The sequence below is a fragment of the Nitrobacter sp. Nb-311A genome, from assembly GCF_000152905.1.
Taxonomy (GTDB): domain Bacteria; phylum Pseudomonadota; class Alphaproteobacteria; order Rhizobiales; family Xanthobacteraceae; genus Nitrobacter.
Window position 1 is genome coordinate 403,130 of sequence record NZ_CH672417.1, and the last position, 20,175, is coordinate 423,304.

The following is a 20,175-nucleotide window of genomic DNA, read 5'->3' on the forward strand; positions in this document are numbered from 1 at the left end:
GATTCAACGCGGTCGAGACAGAGTCTAGCCGACAGCAGCAGGCATGAAAAGGCCGAGGGATCGCTCAAGCCTGCGAGGGCGGATCGGGAAGCTGCGTATGGCGCCGCGCTTCACGCCACACGCCGGCATTGCGCCCGGCAATCAGCCAATAGATGAAGCCGGCGACGACGCCTGCTCCGGTCATGATTTCGAGGTGACGGCGGACGATGCCGTCAAACCGCATGGTCCCGGGGTCGAACGGAATCAGGCCGAGATAACAGGCCGCACCGCACATCGCGCCGCCGGCGGCGTAGGCCAGTACGCTCCGGATCGACAAGGATTCGGTGAGAAGGACCACAATCATCGCCGGCAGCAGCGCAAAGCCGCTCATGAAGATGAAGCCGAATCCGAGAGCGATGTCCAGCGTATCGGGGTCGGGCGGCGCGACGTCGAGATGGCTGAACTCGGGATACAGCAACGCCACCACAATGATCGTCCCCGCAACGAGGCAAGCCGCCAGGAGTCCGAACAGGATCGCGAACAGCCGGCCGATCAGCGCCATGACTGCGATCCATCCACGATGACGGTCGTCATCTCCTCAATCCGTCATCGCCATCGCGCGCAACGCCTGACGCTCACGAGCCGACAGCTTCTCGGTTTCGGACTTGAGTTGCCCGCAGGCGGCCAGAATGTCGCGGCCGCGCGGCGTGCGCACCGGGGAGGAGTAACCGGCGTTGAAAACGTATTCGGAAAATTTCTCGATCTGATCCCAGTCGGAGCATTCATAGCGCGTGCCCGGCCACGGATTGAATGGGATCAGGTTGATCTTGGCGTGGATGCCCTTGAGCAGCTTCACCAGCCGCTTGGCGTCCTCGAGCGAATCGTTGACGCCCTTGAGCATCACGTATTCGAACGTGATCCGTTTTGCGTTGGAGGCCGCCGGATAATCCCGGCAGGCCTGCATCAGCTCGGCGATCGGATATTTGCGGTTCAACGGCACCAGTTCGTTGCGCAATTCATCGCGCACCGCATGCAGCGAGATCGCGAGCATGACGCCGATCTCCTCGCCGGCGCGAACGATGTTCGGAACCACACCGGACGTCGACAACGTGATACGACGCTTCGAGATGCCGATGCCTTCGTTGTCGGCGACGATCAAAAGCCCGTCGCGAACCGCGTCGAAATTGTAAAGCGGCTCACCCATCCCCATCATCACGATGTTGGTGACAAGGCGATTGCCATGCGGCGTCTCGCGGTCGGCCCAGTCGTTCAAACGATCGCGCGCGACCATGATCTGGCCGACGATCTCGCCCGCCGTGAGATTGCGCACCAGGCGCTGGGTGCCGGTGTGGCAAAAGGAACAGTTCAGCGTGCAGCCGACCTGGGATGATATGCACAACGTACCGCGGTCGGTCTCGGGAATGTAGACGCATTCGACTTCGTGCGGTTTTTCAAGATCGTTACCGCTCGGCAGCCGCAGCAGCCATTTGCGTGTTCCATCGCTGGAAATCTGTTCGGCGACCACTTCGGGGCGATCGACCGTGACGTGCTTTTCAAGCTCAGTATGCATGTCTTTCGACACGCTCGTCATCTCGGAGAAACTTTGAGCCCCGCGGACATACATCCAGTGCCAGAGCTGCTGCACCCGCATCCTGCGTTGCTCCCGCGGGACGCCGATAGCGGCGAGCCGCTCGGCAATCTCCGCGCGCGACAAGCCGATCAGCGAAGGCTTCGCCGGCGGCACATAGGTTGCAAGCGCGATTTTCTCAAGGAGGGCGCCGCCGTCCGCCGTTCCGGACGCAGCCGTCCTGTTCGCCGCGACGGCTGTCTCGATCGATATGGTGCTCAGGTTGCCGGACGTCTCAGTCATGCAGCATGACATAGGCTTTCCAGCGCCCGCTGAAAAGCCGGTAAACGCGGCAAAGGCAGCGATGGGGTTCTGACTCAACTGGGTTGAACCAGACCTCATCCCATTCTTTCGACTGAGCGCGATCTTATTCCCGAAACCGGTTTCCACTTTGCGCTGGCGCGACCCTTCGGATCGGGATCGTGCTCTAGCGCTTGCAATCCTGCGCGACCCTGTCCAGCGCCTGGGACAGTCCCTTGAGGGAAAACACATCCGTGGTTTGCGTCCCCCTCGACGACACGCCCTTGACAGTCGCTTCAGAGCCCTTGCGCATGGCATCGATCAGCCGATCCTCATCGGCGGCATTCTTGATCCAGATGCCGTCACCCTGGGTGTACATCGCGTAGCTCGTACCGCCGACCTCGAGCGTGGCTTCCGAACCCGACTTGAGCGGATAACCCATCGTGACCGACACTTCGTTCGTCACTTTTTCCGCCGGCCGGGTCGAAACGAAGGCGTAGGCCGGATCGCGCGGTCGATTCGGCGGATTGGTCTTTGACGAGGTCGGCGTGGCGAGAGCAAAGCAAACCTTCTTGCCATTAGGCGACGCTGTGTACGCTCCCCATGCGCCGAACTGTCCGAGCAATGTCGGCTCCGAACTGCCGGCTGTCGGTGCGCTGAATGCGGGAGCAACACCGAGCCCACCTGCGAGCAGACTTCCCACCAGAACTGTCAGCAATTGCCGCATAGATATCATCAATTCTCGCCCTTCATCGTTTGTGGCTGGAAGATGGCTTGACGTGCGCGGATCACACGTCATCGGGAATAGCTGGAAACGCCTGATTTGTGAAGGCGGCCCATCCTTGCGGCTTGCGTCACGATTCGCAAGCGCTCCATCTCATTCGGCCGCAGCAATGAAGTCGCGGCTGCCGCGTCGGAGTCAGGCGCCGAGCGATCGCGACGTGATCACGCCTCTGCAATAAAGCGCGAGAATCAACATTGCTTGAGGCGCTTATGCCACTTCGTTCTCTATTCCGCGCTTCAGTGCCGCGCGCGCAGCCTCGCGATGCTCGGGTGTGATATGGGCAGCCACAATCCTGATCGCCGTCGCAAGCACCGCGGCGTCGTCGGTGAAACCGAGCACCGGCAGCATGTCGGGAACAAAATCGAGCGGCAGGATGAAATAAGCGATGGCGCCGAGCAGCGACGCTTGCACATGACGCGGTGTCTGCTTGTCGAACGCGCAGTAGTAGGCGGCCAACAGGTCCTCGGCGAACGGCAGGTTAGCAACGACGCGTTTCAGCTTGCCCCAGAACCGCCGGCGCACGCTGTCCCGGTCCTGCGCCAGCCGATCGGCCGGCTCAAATCCCACACTGTGTTTCGATGCCATCATCGGGTTCCTGAAATGTCATGGCGATCCGTCGAGTTCACCACCTACCACTTGGGAACTCTGTTTCTCCGCTGCAAGTTTTCCGCTACAACGACATGGCTCGTTCAGATCACGCCGAACTGTCTCGCGATAGCGTTCATCGCCTCCGCGAGCTTGATGTCGCGCTCGGTGACGCCGCCGGCATCGTGGGTCGCGAGCACGACCTCCACCGTCCTGTAGACATTGCGCCACTCCGGATGGTGATCGCTCTTTTCAGCAACCAGTGCGACACGCGCCATGAAGCCGAAAGCCTCGTTGAAATCCCGGAAGGTAAAGGTACGCGCAATGGCCTCGCGGCCCGCGACCTCGGACCAACCGGACAGCTCATTGACCGCTGCGCTGCGCGCCTCCCTCGATAGTCGCTCTGACATGTTCGTCTCCTTCACAAACTGGCTTTCGATGCTCCCAGGGCTTGGCTTCAGATTGACGCGTTTTCCCGGCGAACCATACGTGCGAAAAATCCCGCGGAACATTGCCTCACGGCGGGATGAAGCATATAAGAGGTATCACGGATGTATCTTAGCAGGGGAGCAAGTGGCGATCCCCGCCGCCGGAACAGCGTGTCGTAAAGCGCCCTTGTTGCAATAAGGCCCCCTTGGGGAAGCACCTATTTGGCACCATCTGCCGATGTGTCCCTGATGGTGATTCAAGGATCTTCCTGGCGAGAAAGATTGTTTATGTATACGACCTATATACGAGAATGGTATCGCGGAACCGTAGACGCGCCTATGCCGAGGTTCCCCGCCGCTGCTGATCGCGCTCCTGTTCCTGCCTTCGCGGAGTCTTCGAGATGACCTTCGTTGTCACCGAAAATTGTATCAAATGCAAATACATGGATTGTGTGGAGGTATGTCCCGTCGACTGCTTCTACGAAGGCGACAATATGCTCGTCATCAATCCTGATGAGTGCATCGACTGCGGCGTGTGCGAGCCGGAATGTCCGGCCGAAGCCATCAAGCCCGACTCCGAGCCGGACCTTGAAAACTGGCTCAAGCTGAACGCCGAATATGCCGCAGTCTGGCCGAACATTACCATCAAGCGCGATGCTCCCGCCGACGCGAAAACCTTCGATGGCGTTGCCGGCAAGCTGGAGCAGTATTTTTCGGCGAATCCCGGTCAAGGCGACTGAGCGAACGCACACAGCGCCTTCGCTATTGCATGCCCCCCGAGACGTCAGGGTAACCTGCATCCGAACGAAGGGCTCATGACGCGGCTTGCGGCCAAAAACATCAACGTGAAGCGAGCCTATGAGGCTCCCGCTACCAACGATGGCACGCGGATACTGGTTGATCGCCTATGGCCCAGGGGCCTCCGCAAAACGGACGCCGCAATCGACCGATGGATAAAGGACATCGCGCCCAGCACCGGGCTGCGCAAGTGGTTCGGGCATGATCCCGCCCGCTGGCAGGAATTTCGGCAGCGATATGCGGATGAGATTCAGGAGCATGCGGACGCGCTCGACGAGTTGCGGACCTGCGCGCGAGCGGGCCGGATCACGCTGGTTTTTGCGGCCCATGATGAAACACATAACAATGCGGTCGTCCTGAGAGACGTGCTTCTGGGCCGCGCCAGTTAGAACCTCTCCTTTTGCGCATCAATCGCCCGCCGCGGCCGAGCGGCGCAGTCCCCGCTCGACGAGACGGGCAAGACGCTTGGAAAACTCAAGCGCATCGCTGGGGCGGTCTCCATCGAGGACGCGCGCATCGTCGAGCAGCATGCGCGCGGCGTCCTCCTTGAACTCGCTATCACCTTCCCCGAGCGCCGCCAGCGAAGCGATCAACGGATGCCGAGGGTTCACTTCGAGCACCGGCTTGGATGCACCGGCCAATTGTCCGACGCCGACAAGAATTTTTTCCAGTTGCCGATCGGGTCCGGATTCGGCTGCGATGAGGCAAACCGGGCTATCGGTGAGGCGCTCCGACGAGCGAACGTCCGAGACCAGGTCCGCTAGCGTTGTCTTGAGGAAGGAAAGAAATTCCGCGACATCAGCGCTGACGTCCTGCGAAGGCTCAGTGCTCGCGTCGAGGCGCGGGATGGCCGTCAAATCCGCCGCTCCCTGCGTCACGGATTTGAATGGCTTTCCCTCAAAGCTCGGTCCGGACGTGACCCAGAAGCTGTCGACCGGATCGGACAGCAGGAGAACCTCCACGCCGCGAGCGCGAAAACCTTCCAGATGGGGCGAGGCTTCGAGACGCGCGGCATCCTGCCCGGCGAGGTAGTAGATCGAGGTCTGATTTTCCTTCAGGGCGCCGACATAATCCTTAAGGCTCCGCAACGATCCGGCTGTTGTCTTGAAGCGGGAGAGCCCGAGGATGGTGTCGCGCCGGTCGGCGGCATCGTAGATGCCCTCCTTGAACATCGGGCCGAAGGCCTCCCAGACTTTCCCGTAGGCCTGCGCATCCTTGTCCGCGAGTTTCTCAAGCTCGCTGAGGATACGGCCGGTGATGCTTTTCTTGATTGCAGCCAGGATCGGGCTTTCCTGAATCATTTCGCGCGAGATATTGAGCGGAAGGTCCGCCGAGTCGACGACACCGCGCACGAACCGCAGATAGCGGGGCAGCAGATCGGCATCCTCGGTGATGAAGACCCGCCTCACATAAAGCTTGAGCTGATGCTTCTTGTCCGGCTCGAACAGATCGAAAGGCCGGGTTTGCGGTACGAACAGGAGCGAGGTGAATTCCTGTCGTCCCTCGGCGCGGAAATGCACCGTCAGCGCGGGCTCATCGAACTGGCCTGCGACGCTGCGGTAGAAATCGGCGTATTCGGAAGTGCTGATCTCGCCGCGCGGCTTGGTCCAGAGCGCGGCGCCATCGGCAATCTCGGTCAAATCCGCTCCCGGTTTCTCGGCGAGCGCGATCGGGACCGGCACATGACCGGATTGCTCCCTGATCATTTGTTCGAGCTTGAACCGCTCGGTGTATCCCTTGGCGTCTTCGGTCAGATGAAGCGTCACCCGGGTTCCTCTCGCGGGGGCTTCGTTCTCTTCCACTGGCGTGACCGTGAATGTCCCCTTCCCGTCCGATGACCAGCGCCACGCCTCCTTGGCGCCCGCACGCCGTGAGATCACATCGACCTGATCCGCCACCATGAAAGCCGAGTAGAAGCCGACCCCGAACTGACCGATCAGGGTAACGCCGTCGCCCGACTCCGCGGCCTGAGCCTGCTCGATGAAAGCCTTGGTGCCCGACCGGGCGATCGTTCCCAGCGCATCGACCATCTCGTCCCGGCTCATGCCGATGCCGTTGTCCTCAACCGTCAGGCGCTGCCGCTCCGCATCGATGGTGATGGAAATCTGCGGCCTGGTCTGGTCCCCCAGCAATGCAGGATCGCTGATCGCTTCATAGCGCAGACGCTCGCAGGCGTCCGCCGCGTTCGAAATCAACTCTCGCAAGAACACGTCCTTGTCGGAATAAACCGAATGCACCATCATCTGGAGCAGCTTGGCCACATCCGCTTCAAACACCCGGCTCTCGGCCGCGCCATCCCTGTCGATTGTCGAAGTCATATCGCTTTACCCTTGGTCAGCTTGACGCAGAAAATCAGTGTGATTCAGAAGTTTGCCTTGTTGCCTCCGCGGATCCGGTCAAGCGAACTGCTGAATCCCCTTCACACGATACTCGAATCTTTCCGCTTCTGGTTGAATCAGAAGTAGGGCTTTCAGATTTTGATTTGATACGTTTTCTTCACGCGACCCGGTATCCACTTCGCTCGAAAACGCTCCAAAGTTCCGGTGTCCCCTTGATTACGAAATCCGCATCATTAAGGGTTTGCAAAGAACACATGCGGACCCTGGAACCGGGACACCAGCGCGGGATCATATAGAAAATATGCGGGCCTCATTCCAGTACGTCGCGCGTTGCGCTTGGCTCTCACTCTATTAGTCAAACGGCGGGGGTCGGACCCTATCCAGCCCCCTCCGATCGCCAACGGGAGTAAAACTCCGTCAGCGGATGTTCGGAAAGCTTGTGTCCATCGTCACCTCGACGCTGGCTGGTCAGTTTAGAACAAACCTAATTTCGTCCTGTAGCAAAGCGAGATCGGCTTCGCTAAACAATTTTGCAGCTTTTGGATTTGCAGACATTCTGGCCCGGCAACGAGATAAATGGATAATCCGGATAGATTGACCGTCGGCGGCGACGAACTCTGGCAGAGAAAAAAGCGTCGCGCCTTCCTTATCAATCAGCTTTACCAGTGGCATTGGATCAGCTCGGGCCTCTGTTTGATCGGTATGCTGCTGTTCGCCCTTACCGGAATTACGTTGAACAATGCCGGTCAAATCGAATCCAAGCCCGCGGTCTTGATGCGTCAAGCGCAATTGCCGCAAGCTCTGATCGCCGACCTGAAGTCCGACCCAAGCAGCACCAAGGCGGCTCTGCCGCCGAGCATCCGCGATTGGTTGCAGCGCGAGGTCGGCGTCAACACCGCCGGACATGACACGGAATGGTCGCCCGATGAGGTCTATGTCGCCCTGCCTCAGCCTGGCGGCGATGCATGGCTTAGCATCCAGCGCGACGATGGTGCGGTATCGTATGAGGTCACCAAACGCGGTTGGATCGCCTATCTCAATGATTTGCACAAGGGCCGCCACACCGGCAAGGCGTGGAGCTGGTTCATCGACGTGTTCGCGGGTGCCGCGGTCATCTTCTGCCTGACCGGCCTGTTGCTTCTGCAGTTGCATGCCAAACGGCGCCCGGCCACCTGGCCCGTTGTGGCCACGGGACTGATTATTCCGACCCTGCTCGTTGTTTTTCTTATTCATAGCTAGAAGGTAAACAATGCGCCTCCTGATTTCCGCCGCACTCTCGACTCTTGCCGCAAGTTCGTCGCTGGCCTCCGAGGCGACGATCAGCATAGATATTCCTCAGCTCGACGTCGTCGAATACCACAAGCCATACGTCGCCATGTGGGTCGAACAGGCCGACGGCGGCAAAATCACCAATCTCGCCGTGTGGTACGACGTCCACCACAAGAAAAACGAGGGTACGAAGTGGCTCAAGGACCTGCGGCAGTGGTGGCGCCGCACCGGCCGCGAACTGACGATGCCCGCCGATGGACTGTCCAGTCCCACCCGTGCGCCCGGTACCCATCAGGTCAAGTTTGATAGCGCCGGCAAACCGCTCGAAGGCCTGACGCCCGGCAAATACCGGCTCGTCATCGAGGCCGCTCGCGAAGTCGGTGGCCGTGAGCTGCTGAAAATTCCATTTGAATGGCCGCCGAAAGCTCCGGCAACCAGCGAAGCCAAGGGTGAGCGTGAGCTTGGTACGGTCACGTTGAAATTGACCCCATAGAGCTTCATTCACGTCTGATGAAGAAACGGAGCCTCCAACTCGATCTGACGCGCTTCCTTCACGAGAAGCGGAGTTCACCGTCATACGAAAACGCTCTGATCCGCGCCCACGAAGACACCGGCGCATTTGTAGTTTTTACCGCTTTCATGGAAAGGATCTCGCCATGACCAATCACCTCAAGCTCGCATTGATCGCTGCGGCGGTCTCGCTGCTTGCTCCGCCCGCGCAAGCCCACCGCGCCTGGCTATTGCCGTCAGCCACAGTACTGTCCGGCTCTGACCTCTGGGTCACGGTCGATGGCGCCATCTCCAACGACCTGTTCTATTTCGAGCATAACGCGTTGCCGCTCGACAACCTGTCGATCGCGGGGCCCGACGGCAAAGCCGTCGCGCCGGAGAACCTTGCTAAAGGCCGCTTCCGCAGCACCTTCGATTTCAAGCTCGCGCAGCCCGGCACCTACAAGTTGATCGTGACCAACCAGGGCGTGTTCGCCAGCTATAAACTGGACGGTGAGAACAAGCGATGGCGCGGAAAGCCGGAGGAACTGGCATCGGCCATCCCCGCCAAGGCAACCGACGTGAAGGTCACGGAAAGTCGCAGCCGGATCGAATCCTTCGTCACATCGGGCAAGCCTTCGTCCGACACGCTGAAACCGACCGGGGTCGGACTTGAGATGATTCCGGTGACGCACCCGAATAATCTCGTGACTGGAGAGAAGGCGACGTTCCGCCTGGTGCTCGACGGAAAGCCCGCCAGCAATGTTTCCGTCGAAATCGTTCCCGGCGGAATCCGCTATCGCGATACGCTGAATGAAAGCAAGGCAACGACCGACGAGACCGGCACCTTCAGCGTCACATTCCCAAACCCCGGTTTCTACTGGATGAGCGCATCAGTGCGCGACGACAAGAGCAAGATCAAGGACGCACGGCGCCGCAGCATTTACACCACCACGGTCGAAGTGCTGCCGCAGTAACCACGCCAATGACGGCGTCGATCACGCGGCGTGTGGCCATCCCGACGATTCAGGAGATGCCGCACGCCGTACCTGAGGGCGAGCACATCCGGGAGCTGTCCGGCACGACCATGGGCACCACATGGTCGGTCAAGTTTGTCGGCTCGTCCGCCAGCGTGCAAACGTTACGCCGGATGATTCCCCTGGCCCTCGGACGCGTGATCGCGCAGATGAGTCCATGGGAAGGCCAGTCCGACATCAGCCGGTTTAACCGCTTGGCGCTGAACCAATGGCAGGATCTGCCGCCGGAATTCGGCCGGGTCATGGTGAGCGCGCTTCGCATCGCGGCGGAATCCGGCGGCGCCTATGATCCCACCATGGGCGCGCTGGTCGATCTCTGGGGTTTTGGGCCGGGCGGCTCTCGCACATCGCCGCCACCACAGGATGAAGTTGCCCGACGCCGCCGGGAATGCGGATGGCAGCAGCTCGGCCTCGATACCGGCGCTCGCCGCCTGCGGCGATCCAATCGCGGATCACTCGATCTCTGTGGCATCGCCAAGGGATTTGCGGTCGATCTGGTGGCGGAAAGGTTGCGTGAGCTTGGAATTCACAACGCTTTGGTGGAGATCGGCGGCGAATTGCGAGGTCATGGCGTCAAGCCGGACGGCAGCCCGTGGTGGGTCGAGATCGATCGACCGGCACGATCAACGACCGATGTCCCCACCGAGCCGATCCTTGTCGCATTGCACCAGCTTGCGATCGCGACCTCGGGATGTGAACGCGGTTTCACGCGCGGCGCAAATCACTTCTCTCACACCCTGGATCCGCGAACGGGATGGCCGATCGCCAACGGCATGATGACGGCGACCGTCCTGCATCGCTCATGCATGGAAGCGGATGGCTACGCTACTGCGCTGATGGTGCTGGGACCGGACGCCGGAGTCGATTTCGCCGTCAAGCACCAGCTTGCCGCACTTCTCCTGTTCAGGCACGGCGATACCGTCACTGAACGGACGACACCGGCTCTCGATGCCATGCTGGCGTGAAAGTCAGGTCGTCACTTTATCTTGACGAACCTGCAATGCAAAATTGGTCATCTTCATGACCGCGAAGTTGAGCGGACCATCGCGCTACGCTCGTGTCAAACGCGACAGATCTCAGGTCTGCGCCCATTGTCGCAACAGGTTGTGATAAAGCGAGGTCAACGACACCACGGTCGGGTGCTCGGGGTGGTCAGCGTTGAGACGAATGATCGACATATCCAGATCGAACATCATGGCGCGTCGCGACACATCGCTAATCATGCTTTCGGTCCAGAAGAACGAGGCGACACGCGAGCCCCGGGTCACCTTTGTGACATGATGAACGCTGGTGCCGGGATACACGATCATGTCGCCGGCCGGCAGCTTCACGGAATGCGTACCGTAGGTGTCCTCGATGACCAACTCGCCTCCGTCGTATTCCTCGGGAGACGAGAGGAACAGCGTCGACGATACGTCAGTCCGCACACGCATTCCAGTGCCGGGAACGATACGGATGGCGTTGTCGACGTGTGAGCCGAAATTCATCTCGCCCTCGGCATCATAGCGGTTGAACAGCGGCGGAAAGATCGTCTTTGGCAGCACCGCCGAGACAAACAGCGGATTGCGGTTGAGAGCCGCCAGCACGATGTCACCGAGCTCGCGGGCTTCAGGCGTCCGCTCCGGCAATTGCAGATTGCGCTTGACCTGCGCCGATTGATGCCCGGCCGTAATTCGTCCGTCCACCCATTCGGCACGCGCCATCACCTCGCGGCAACGTTGCACCTGCTCCGGCGTCAGGACATTTGGAACTCGCACCAGCACCGGGACACTCCTCCTTGAGAAAAGAGCCGGCGCCCTGCGGCGCCGGCTCCGATATCGTCAATCCTCGACCAACCGTAACGCGAACTATTTGCTCACGTAGCGCTCAGCTTTCACCGGATAATCCGGAACCGGCGGCGGCGGCACGAAGCTATAGCGATAGGTCAGCATCGCGGTCCGTCCGGCGGCCGGCACAGCATGACCGGCATAGTACTGCGCGTAATAAAGCTCATCCGTCAGGTTGTAGATGTTGAGCTGCAGCATCGAATCCTTCGTGACCCTGTAGCTCGTCATCAGATCGAGCTTCCAGTAGTTGGGCACGTAGTTCGTATTCTGTATGTTGGAGAAGGTGCGCGCCGCATAGGTGGCGCCGCCGCCGACAGTCCACAGCGGCGTCAGTTCGTAAGTGGTCCACAGGGTAAAGTTATGCGGGGGCGTCTGGGGGAGCTGATTGCCCAACTGCGCAAGATCGGTCGTATTGACGATCTGGGAGTGGAGATAACTATAGCCCGCGAACAGACCCCACTTGTCGGTGAGCTTGCCTGCGGCGCCCACTTCCACACCATCCACGCGCGCCAGACCACCGAGCACAAGCGCTGTATTCGAGGCTGGATCGATCGGAATACGCAGGTTGGTTTTCTCGATGCGGAACACCGCGCCGCTCAGTGTCAGCCGGCCGTTTAGAACATCGGCCTTGGCGCCGACTTCAGCCGTCGTGTTGCGCTCGGGAGCCAGCGTGGAGTTCGCCGCGTTGTTGCCGGCGGCGCTCAGCACGTCAAACTCCGCCGCCGGGTTGTTCGACACCCCGTAGGCGGCGTAGACGCTTGAATTATGCGTCGGATGAAAGACGCCGCCGACGCGCCAGGCGACCATCTGGTCGACCCGATTGAGCTGCTGGCTTGCGGGCGGCACCACCGCGAGATTGGTGTAGGTGGTTCGGAAATCGTCGTAGCGGATCGATCCGAGCAATTCGAAGTACTCGTTGAACTTGACCTGATCGAAGCCGTAGACTCCGTAGTCCGTCGAGACGGTGCGGTTCGGCAAAAGGAAACCGTTATTCGGTCCGCCATAGGCCGTATCGACCGGCGCGAAGGCGTTGGTCCGGCACGCCAGATTGCCTGGCACGCAGTAGTTGGCGCGCATCTGATCGCGGGTTTGTTGCGAGGCCACAGCACCCAGCGTGAAGGTGTGCTCCAGGCCACCGGTCCAGAACTTGCCGGTCAGATCCGTTTGATTGATGAGCAGCGTGTTGTCCGTCAACGTCTCGAAGTGTTGCCGTCCGATCGTCATCAGTTCGACCGGATAGCCCGGAGTGATCGGGCTGACGTTGTCGGCCTGCGCCTCGCCGCGCGGGGCTGTCGGCCGCGCCATGCGGTTGACGCTGACGTATCGCGTCGCGTTCGAAATTTTCAGGGTGTCGCTGAAATCATGTTCGAACCGAGCTGTCGCGATATGAGTGTTGGTGAGCTGGCGGTCGGCCAGCGGGCCGCCCGTCACGCCGTAGAAGACTTGGCGAGGGACCGGCATCGGCGGCGTCGCCGCGCCATTGCCGAAATAGCCGGGGTTGGTCATCGCGCCGGTCGCTGAACTGTAGACCGGCGCCGGCAAGTAGCGATGTCCATAATCCGGCACCCCATCCTCGCCTTGATAGACGTAGCTGAAGATCCCGCGCGTATCCGGGGTAAACTCCGCCTTGACCGATGGAGCAACGCCCCAGCGCCTTGCGAAGATGTGATTTCGGTCCTGGACAGGGATGTCCTGGTACATCGCAGCAAGGCGGCCGGACAAATTCCCCCGCGTCCCATTGGCATCGACATCGGCGCGATAACCGCCGCTGCTGACGCCGCTGACGGTGCCATTCACGAAGGTGGTCGCTTGCGGCAGCTTCGAAACGGTGTTGATCGCACCGCCGGTCGAACCACGACCGAAGGCAAATCCAGACGGCCCTTTGTACACCTCGACGCGATCGCTGCTGAACATGTCGCGCGTGTACCAGCCCGGATCGCGAAGACCGTCGCGGAACATGTCACCGCGGGCAGCGAAACCACGTATGATCGGAGTGTCTCCCTGATTGCCGCCTTCGCCGGCGCCGAAGGTGATGCCCGGCACCGTCCGTAGCGCATCCTCCATGGTGAGGAGCCGCTGGTCCTGGATCACCTGCTGCGTCACCACGTTGACGGTCTGAGGCGTATTGGCGAGCGGCACTCCAAGGCGGGCCATTCCTGCTTGCGCAGGCGCCTGATAGCCAGTGACGCCATGCGCATCGCCGACGATGGGATTAACCCGAACGTTGCTCGGCGCAGCAGTGACAGCCGGCGCAGGTGCCGTATGGACAGGCGTACGATGCGTGGTTCTTTTCTTGGCCTGCCGCTTTGGCGCCGTGACACGAACCTGCGGAAGATCCTCTCCGCCGGAAACCGGCTGCGCATCAGCGGAATCGGGAATCAGCATGACCGCGGCAACGCCGATCACGGCCCTGCCCCATCCCACTACCGATAAATCTCCTGCTGATCTGTCAATACCTCTTGTGTCGCCCGTATGTTCTGCCGATGAAATGTTCATTGCCCCCACTTCCTCAATTACCGACATCTCGGAAATAAAAATCAATATCCGCGACGTAACCGGTCATTAGCTCTAGACATCGTCCTTCGGCAATATGTCTGAACCTCAGTTTGAGTCGGTCTATAGAAATTCTAACACTACAAACTTTCATCTACGCGCGTCCCGACGAACCAACCGGTGCGAGCAACCGACGTGTTCTCGCTGTACGGTTTAAAGGGATTCTAAAATCTTCATCGGTTTGTCTGTTTGATTCAGAAGGCACAGACGCTAGACCACTCGCGCTAGACTATTCGCTAGGTACTTGCGCATTTGTTCTTGGCCCGCTCGGACAGCCCAGACCGGTGCATGATTGTAGAGTTCTACTCACCATGAAGCTGTCTCTGAATCCTTTATTTACGATAGCAGGCAATAGCCGAACGCGAATCGCAACGGCTCCAGCAATCGCGCTTGCATCCCTCTTGATGCTGGCGCTGGGACCGCACCCCGCTTACGCCCAGTCATTATCGCAGCCCGGCTCTCACGACGCTGTTTCTTCCGGGCAGAGTCCTTCGACCGGCGTGCAATCAGCGCCTGCGGCACCGCAGACCACGCAATCTGAACCCCAGCCACCCGCATCGCAGCAACCTCCATCACAAGCAGTAGCCGTACCTGACGCCAAGACGCCGCCCGCCGAGCAGACGGCCGCGCCGGCGACGCCGTCAGCCGAACATCAAACGCCGCCCGCGACCGAGCTAGCCGAAGTCCCCGAGCCGATCCTGCCGCATGAACTGACGCCTATCGGCATGTTCATGGCGGCCGACGCCATCGTGAAAGCGGTGATGATTGGTCTGGCGCTCGCGTCCGTCGTGACCTGGTCGGTATGGCTTGCCAAAACGATCGAGTTGCTGGGCGCGCGGAGCCGGCTTTTACGCGATCTCCATAGCGTGGAAGACGTTCGCTCACTTGATGAAGCGAGCAAGATATTGCAGCGGTCCAACAGCGATATCGCCATCCTCACCAATGCCGCGCGCGATGAAATTCATCGTTCGCAAGACGCCATGAACCATGATGGCGTCAAGGAACGGGTCGCTTCGCTGTTCAGCCGCATCGAGGCGGCCGCAGCACGACGCATGACCCGCGGCACCAGCATTCTGGCCACTATCGGATCGACCGCGCCGTTTGTCGGACTTTTCGGCACCGTCTGGGGCATCATGAATGCCTTCATCGGCATTTCGAAAACGCAGACCACAAACCTCGCGGTCGTCGCACCCGGCATCGCCGAGGCTTTGCTGGCAACGGCCATGGGGCTTGTGGCGGCGATTCCGGCGGTGATGATTTACAACGTGTTTTCGCGCTCCATTACGGGATATCGCGGCTTACTCGGAGACGGCTCGGCGGAGCTGATGCGCATGGTGAGCAGGGATCTCAATCGGGCGGAGATGAACCCTCGCCGGATGGCCGCTGAGTAAGGAGTAACACCTGTGGGCGTTTCGCTTCAGCCGGCATCATCCGAGGATGAGATGGCGCAGGTCAGCGACATTAACGTGACGCCGTTCATCGACGTCATTCTCGTGCTGCTGATTATTTTTATGATTGCCGCGCCGTTGGCGACCGTCGACATCCCTGTCGACCTGCCCGCATCAACGGCGGTGCGCCAGCCGCGCCCAGAAAAACCGATCTTCATTACGCTCAAGGCCGACCGCACGCTGGCGGTCGGGGAGACACCGATCTCACGCATGTCGCTCGCCGCCTCGCTCGCCTCGCTGACATCGTCGGATCACAGCAAGCGCCTGTTCGTTCGGGCCGACAAGACCATCCCGTATGGCGAGGTGATGACGCTGATGAACGATTTGCGGTCTGCGGGATATTTGAAGATCGCCCTGGTCGGGCTTGAGTCCGCGGGCGGAGCGCAATCCGGGGAAGCCGCGCAATGAGCATGTCGCGACCTTACCGTCACGCCACGCGGAAAGAACTGCTGCGCTGGGGCACCTGCTTCGTTGCAATGCTGTCGCTGCATGGCGCAGTCGCCGCCGCTTTGCTCATGACTCCGGCCGAAGGTGATACCTTCGATACCGTCACGGTAATCGAGGTGGATTTTACCACCGAATCGTTCCGCGATGCCGAAGCCAAGGACGTCGCGCCGGGCGAAGAGCAAATGCAGACCGACGAAGCCCCTCCGCCTCAGGAGAAGGCCGAAGTCAAGACCGAGAAGGAACCGGAGCCCGAGCCGCCGCTTCCGCAGGTGGCCGATCCTGATGTCGCGCTAGAAACTCCTCCTGAGCAGAAGAAGCAGGAGGAAGAGAAGAAAGACGAAAAGGAGAAGATTCCGAACGCGACGCCGCCGGTGGTTGCCTCGTCCGTCACGACGGCGCCGACCGCCGCCGCTGCGCGCAAGGCGCCGCTCGTAAACTGGAAACGGAAGCTGGCCCTTCACCTTCAGCGCAACAAGCGGTATCCGCGGGATGCACAGGCCCGTCACGAAACCGGGACAGCGCGCGTTTTCTTCGTCGTTAGCCGCGACGGTCACATCATCTCCAGCAAGATCGCGAAAGGCAGTGGTTCTGCGGCACTCGATCGCGAAACGCTCGAACTCCTGCAACGCGCACAGCCATTGCCCCAGCCTCCGAACGACGTCGGCGGCACTCAGTTTGCTTTTACGATGCCGATTCTCTTTGAATTTCGATGATCCCGCGCCTGGCAAGGCACGCGCTGAGTTTCGGCACTCGCCGGAAACTGACACAATACGAAACGACCGCCGACCAGGTTCTTGCTCTGGACGCGGACCATCGGCGGCTGTCTACCCGCGGATTGCTTGATCGCGCCACCGAACTACGGCAACGGGTCCAGGGCGGCACATCGCTCGATGAGATCAAGAACGAAGCTTTCGCGCTGGCTCGCGAAGCTGCGCGGCGCGCGTTGAACGAGCATCCCGTTCCAGTGCAGATCATCGGCGCTCTCGCCCTTCATGACGGCTATATAGCCGAAATGAAAACCGGAGAGGGGAAGACGCTAACTGCCGCGCTCGTCTGCGCGCTCAATGCCTTGACGGGCCGGGGCGTCCACGTCGCCACGCCGAATGACTATCTGGCCGAGCGCGATGCCGCCTGGATGCGGCCGGTCTACGACCTGCTCGGACTCAGCACCGGCGTCATCACGCAGGAGATGGACGACGACGACCGGCGCGAAGCGTATCGTTGCGATATTACCTACGGCATCGCCAGCGAATTCGGCTTCGACTGTCTGCGCGATGACATGAAATTCTCTGCCGCGGAAACCGTGCAGCGCGGCCATGTCTTCGCATTGGTCGACGAGGCCGACGCCACCCTGATCGATGAGGCCAGCATGCCGCTGGCGCTGTTCGGGCCGCTCGGCGATCTCTCCAGCTTTTATCAGGCGATCGATGCCGTAGTCGCCACGTTGCAGCCCTTGCACTACGAGATGGATCATCGTGGGCGCGTTGCGCTGACCGAGGCGGGATACAGTGAAGTCGAGTTGCAGCTGCAGCAAACAGGATTGCTCAGGACTTCGACGACGCTGCATGACATTGCATCGATCTCGCTGCTCCACCACGTCGTGCAGTCGCTGCGGGCTCATGTGGTGCTCGCGCGCGACCGCGACTACGTCGTTGAGAACGGCGGCGTGACCATTGTCGACCAGCTGACGGGACGGCCGATGCCGGGGCGGCGCTATGATGAAGGGCTGCATCAGGCGCTGGAGGCCAAGGAAGGTTGCGTCATCGGAGAGGAAACGCGCACGCTCGCCGCGATCACGTTCCAGACCTACTTCCGACGTTATGACAAGCTAGCCGGCATGACCGGCACGGCAAAAGCGGATTCCGAAGAGTATAAAGAGATCTACGGTCTCGACGTGATCTCAATCCCGACACACCGTCCGATGATCCGTGTCGACGAAGCCGTGCTCCACTCCACCGCCGCCGGCAAGTTTCAGGCGATCCTGAGGGAATTGGAAGACGCCGCCGCGCGCGGCCAGCCCGTACTGATCGGCGCGCCGTCGATCGAACGATCGGAAGCATTGGCCGCGATGCTTGAAGCCAACAGCTGGCGGCAACGAAACCCTCTCACTCAGAATCCAGGCACAAGCCGCACCTTCGCCGTCCTCAATGCCAAGCACCACGCTCGCGAAGCCCAGATCATCGCCGACGCCGGCGCTCCCGGCGCCGTGACGATTGCCACCGCCATGGCCGGCCGGGGCACGGATATACGGCTCGGCGGCGAACACGCTGACGCCGCAACACGCGCCAAGGTGATTTCCGCAGGCGGACTGCTGGTGATCGGCACCACCCATCACGACCATGGACGGATGGATGAACAGTTGCGCGGCCGTGCCGGCCGTCAAGGCGATCCGGGGCGATCGGTCTTCCACGCCTCACTTGAAGACGAATTCCTGAAGACTGCCGCCATCAGCTCGCCCCCAACACTGCTAACAGAACAAGCGGCCACGATCGCACCTTCGGTTGCGAACCGCCTGATCGAAGCGGCGCAGAAGCGGCATGGGATCCGCAGCTTCAATCGCCGCCTCAGTCTCCTGCGATTCGACACAATCATTCAACGTCAGCGCGACAAGTTTTACGATTTGCGCCACAGTATCCGCGACGGTAACGATACGCTCACCTTGGCAAAGCGCCTGCGTCATGAGACGATCGACGATCTGATAAATCGTTTCGCCGTGCCGACCGCCCCATGGGACATTGCCGGTCTCGATCAAGCGATCCGGTCTGTCCTGACTCTTGCCATCGATATCAGACCTCCATCGCGCGACCCCAAAACAGACGCAAGGGCTCTCACACAGCGCATCATCGCCGTGGCCGATCGCTGGATCGCCGGCAAGATCGCCAGCATGGGTGAGACGACGTTCATTGATATCCTTCGCCGGCTGATGATGGCGCTGATCGATCACCTCTGGTCCGAGCAATCGGAACGCCTCGATCATCTCAAGCGCAGGATCGGCGACCGCGGACTTCCGCCGCATAAGGTCGTGGCGGAATTTCAGCTTGAAGCATTCGCACTATTTGAACGGATGATCGTCGATTTCCGTCGCGACGTAACGGCCTATTCCATGCGTGTCGGTATTCTTCCGGCATAAGCGACACCTCACCAATCAGACGTCAGAGACATCCACAGCGCAAGGCTGCGTCGAGCGCGGCCTTCTGAAATCGACCGGCCTACCCGGGACTATCAGCAGCACGCGGTCCGCCTTCAAACCCGGTATCCGCTTTCACCGAGGACGCCGGAGACTCGTCCACCAGCGCAATCGCCTCCTGTAGAACATCGATGCCCGCACCGGCCTTCACAGCGTTCCCGGCAAGATATCGTCGAAACGCCCGCGCGCCCGGAACGCCATGAAACGCGCCGATAAGATGCCGACTGATGGAATGCAACCGCGCGCCGTCCGCGAGTTGATCCTCGATATAGGGCATCATGGCCTCCAGCGCCTGCTTCATCGTCTTGGGTGGTGCTGCCTCACCGAAGAGTTGGGAATCGACTTCCAGCAGACGCCACGGCTCCTGATAGGCGGCGCGGCCTAGCATGACGCCATCGACATGCGCCAGATGCTGTTTCGCTTCCGAAATCCCTCCGATGCCGCCATTGATGACGATGGGCAGACCGGGAAGCGATGCCTTCAACCGGTAAACACGGTCATAGTCCAGCGGCGGGATATCACGGTTCTCCTTCGGAGATAACCCCTGGAGCCAGGCTTTACGTGCGTGAACGATCAGCGTATCGACGCCGGCGGCCCTGACCTTGCGCGCGAAGATATCAAGCTCGGTCTCCGTGTCCTGGTCATCGATACCGATCCGGCACTTCACGGTGACTGGAACAGACACCGCGCGCTTCATGGCGTTGACAGTCTCGGCGACGACGTCCGGCTCGGCCATCAAACAGGCTCCAAACCGGCCGTCCTTCACCCTGTCGGACGGACAGCCGACATTCAGATTGATTTCGTCGTAACCGAAATCCTCGCCGATCTTTGCCGAGGTAGCGAGATCGACCGGGTTGGATCCGCCGAGCTGGAGCGCGACCGGATGTTCGACATCGCTGAATCCAAGCAAACGATCGCGCTCGCCATGAATCACCGCACCGGTCGTGAGCATTTCGGTGTAAAGCCGCGCCTTGCGCGCGAGCAGGCGATGGAAAACGCGGCAGTGCCGATCAGTCCATTCCATCATCGGCGCAACGGAAAATTTCATAATTATTTCAGCTACTTAGATTTTACAGCCTTGCGAAGCATAAAAATTTTTCTCTTGTGATTTTAATTGCTTATGAGCCTCTTGTCTCGTT

General features: G+C 60.3%; 19 protein-coding genes. 10 read left to right on the plus strand and 9 right to left on the minus strand.

Annotated elements, in window-relative coordinates:
* Positions 1–64: 64 nt before the first annotated feature.
* The 5 genes from NB311A_RS13190 to NB311A_RS13210 form a co-directional block, all read right to left on the minus strand.
* Positions 65–541, minus strand: a complete 477-nt coding sequence (locus tag NB311A_RS13190) for a hypothetical protein (protein ID WP_009799089.1) — start codon at positions 539–541, stop codon at positions 65–67.
* A gap of 36 nt (positions 542–577) precedes the next feature.
* On the minus strand, positions 578–1,849 hold the full coding sequence (gene rlmN / locus NB311A_RS13195; RefSeq protein WP_009799090.1) for a 23S rRNA (adenine(2503)-C(2))-methyltransferase RlmN: 1,272 nt from the start codon (positions 1,847–1,849) through the stop codon (positions 578–580).
* A 184-nt stretch (positions 1,850–2,033) separates the two neighbouring features.
* Positions 2,034–2,582: an invasion associated locus B family protein gene (locus NB311A_RS13200; RefSeq protein ID WP_040675071.1), complete on the minus strand. Its 549-nt coding sequence runs from the start codon at positions 2,580–2,582 to the stop codon at positions 2,034–2,036.
* A 255-nt stretch (positions 2,583–2,837) separates the two neighbouring features.
* Positions 2,838–3,215 (minus strand): YkvA family protein, encoded by a 378-nt coding sequence (locus tag NB311A_RS13205; protein ID WP_040675072.1) that lies wholly within the window; start codon positions 3,213–3,215, stop codon positions 2,838–2,840.
* Positions 3,216–3,319: 104 nt separating this feature from the next.
* A complete protein-coding gene (locus NB311A_RS13210) occupies positions 3,320–3,727 on the minus strand; it encodes a 4a-hydroxytetrahydrobiopterin dehydratase (RefSeq protein ID WP_009799094.1) in 408 nt (135 codons plus the stop codon).
* A gap of 317 nt (positions 3,728–4,044) precedes the next feature.
* On the opposite strand from NB311A_RS13210, the gene fdxA reads away from it, so the two are divergent.
* Both fdxA and NB311A_RS13220 read left to right on the plus strand, forming a co-directional pair.
* Positions 4,045–4,383 carry a ferredoxin FdxA gene (gene fdxA / locus NB311A_RS13215; protein WP_009799095.1) on the plus strand — a complete coding sequence of 113 codons (339 nt, stop codon included), beginning with the start codon at positions 4,045–4,047 and terminating at the stop codon, positions 4,381–4,383.
* 75 nt (positions 4,384–4,458) lie between these two features.
* Entirely contained in the window at positions 4,459–4,830 is a 372-nt protein-coding gene (locus tag NB311A_RS13220; RefSeq protein WP_009799096.1) for a DUF488 domain-containing protein, read from the plus strand.
* A gap of 18 nt (positions 4,831–4,848) precedes the next feature.
* Here NB311A_RS13220 and htpG read toward each other — a convergent pair whose 3' ends face one another.
* Positions 4,849–6,759: a molecular chaperone HtpG gene (gene htpG, locus NB311A_RS13225; RefSeq protein WP_009799097.1), complete on the minus strand. Its 1,911-nt coding sequence runs from the start codon at positions 6,757–6,759 to the stop codon at positions 4,849–4,851.
* A 615-nt stretch (positions 6,760–7,374) separates the two neighbouring features.
* On the opposite strand from htpG, the gene NB311A_RS13230 reads away from it, so the two are divergent.
* The 4 genes from NB311A_RS13230 (at position 7,375) to NB311A_RS13245 (ending at position 10,540) form a co-directional block, all read left to right on the plus strand.
* Positions 7,375–8,019 carry a PepSY-associated TM helix domain-containing protein gene (locus NB311A_RS13230; RefSeq protein ID WP_040675239.1) on the plus strand — a complete coding sequence of 215 codons (645 nt, stop codon included), beginning with the start codon at positions 7,375–7,377 and terminating at the stop codon, positions 8,017–8,019.
* A 10-nt stretch (positions 8,020–8,029) separates the two neighbouring features.
* Positions 8,030–8,542 (plus strand): DUF2271 domain-containing protein, encoded by a 513-nt coding sequence (locus NB311A_RS13235; RefSeq protein WP_009799100.1) that lies wholly within the window; start codon positions 8,030–8,032, stop codon positions 8,540–8,542.
* 163 nt (positions 8,543–8,705) lie between these two features.
* Positions 8,706–9,515, plus strand: a complete 810-nt coding sequence (locus tag NB311A_RS13240) for a DUF4198 domain-containing protein (RefSeq protein ID WP_009799102.1) — start codon at positions 8,706–8,708, stop codon at positions 9,513–9,515.
* Positions 9,516–9,523: 8 nt separating this feature from the next.
* Positions 9,524–10,540 carry an FAD:protein FMN transferase gene (locus NB311A_RS13245; RefSeq protein ID WP_009799103.1) on the plus strand — a complete coding sequence of 339 codons (1,017 nt, stop codon included), beginning with the start codon at positions 9,524–9,526 and terminating at the stop codon, positions 10,538–10,540.
* A gap of 111 nt (positions 10,541–10,651) precedes the next feature.
* On the opposite strand, the gene NB311A_RS13250 is transcribed toward NB311A_RS13245, so the two are convergent.
* Together NB311A_RS13250 and NB311A_RS13255 are read right to left on the minus strand one after the other, a co-directional pair.
* Positions 10,652–11,338: a Fe2+-dependent dioxygenase gene (locus NB311A_RS13250; protein WP_009799104.1), complete on the minus strand. Its 687-nt coding sequence runs from the start codon at positions 11,336–11,338 to the stop codon at positions 10,652–10,654.
* An 84-nt stretch (positions 11,339–11,422) separates the two neighbouring features.
* Positions 11,423–13,825, minus strand: a complete 2,403-nt coding sequence (locus tag NB311A_RS13255) for a TonB-dependent siderophore receptor (protein ID WP_245256996.1) — start codon at positions 13,823–13,825, stop codon at positions 11,423–11,425.
* A gap of 629 nt (positions 13,826–14,454) precedes the next feature.
* On the opposite strand from NB311A_RS13255, the gene exbB reads away from it, so the two are divergent.
* The 4 genes from exbB to secA are packed head-to-tail and all read left to right on the plus strand — an operon-like array spanning position 14,455 to position 18,979.
* A complete protein-coding gene (exbB, locus tag NB311A_RS13260) occupies positions 14,455–15,345 on the plus strand; it encodes a tonB-system energizer ExbB (RefSeq protein ID WP_009799106.1) in 891 nt (296 codons plus the stop codon).
* Between the two features lie 51 nt (positions 15,346–15,396).
* A complete protein-coding gene (gene exbD, locus NB311A_RS13265) occupies positions 15,397–15,810 on the plus strand; it encodes a TonB system transport protein ExbD (protein WP_009799107.1) in 414 nt (137 codons plus the stop codon).
* Entirely contained in the window at positions 15,807–16,562 is a 756-nt protein-coding gene (locus tag NB311A_RS13270) for an energy transducer TonB (RefSeq protein WP_009799108.1), read from the plus strand. Before exbD ends, NB311A_RS13270 begins: the two co-directional genes overlap by 4 nt.
* A complete protein-coding gene (secA, locus tag NB311A_RS13275; RefSeq protein WP_009799109.1) occupies positions 16,559–18,979 on the plus strand; it encodes a preprotein translocase subunit SecA in 2,421 nt (806 codons plus the stop codon). Before NB311A_RS13270 ends, secA begins: the two co-directional genes overlap by 4 nt.
* 79 nt (positions 18,980–19,058) lie before the next feature.
* Here secA and dusA read toward each other — a convergent pair whose 3' ends face one another.
* Positions 19,059–20,084, minus strand: coding sequence for a tRNA dihydrouridine(20/20a) synthase DusA (gene dusA / locus NB311A_RS13280; protein WP_009799110.1), 1,026 nt, complete (start codon positions 20,082–20,084; stop codon positions 19,059–19,061).
* Positions 20,085–20,175 lie beyond the last annotated feature (91 nt).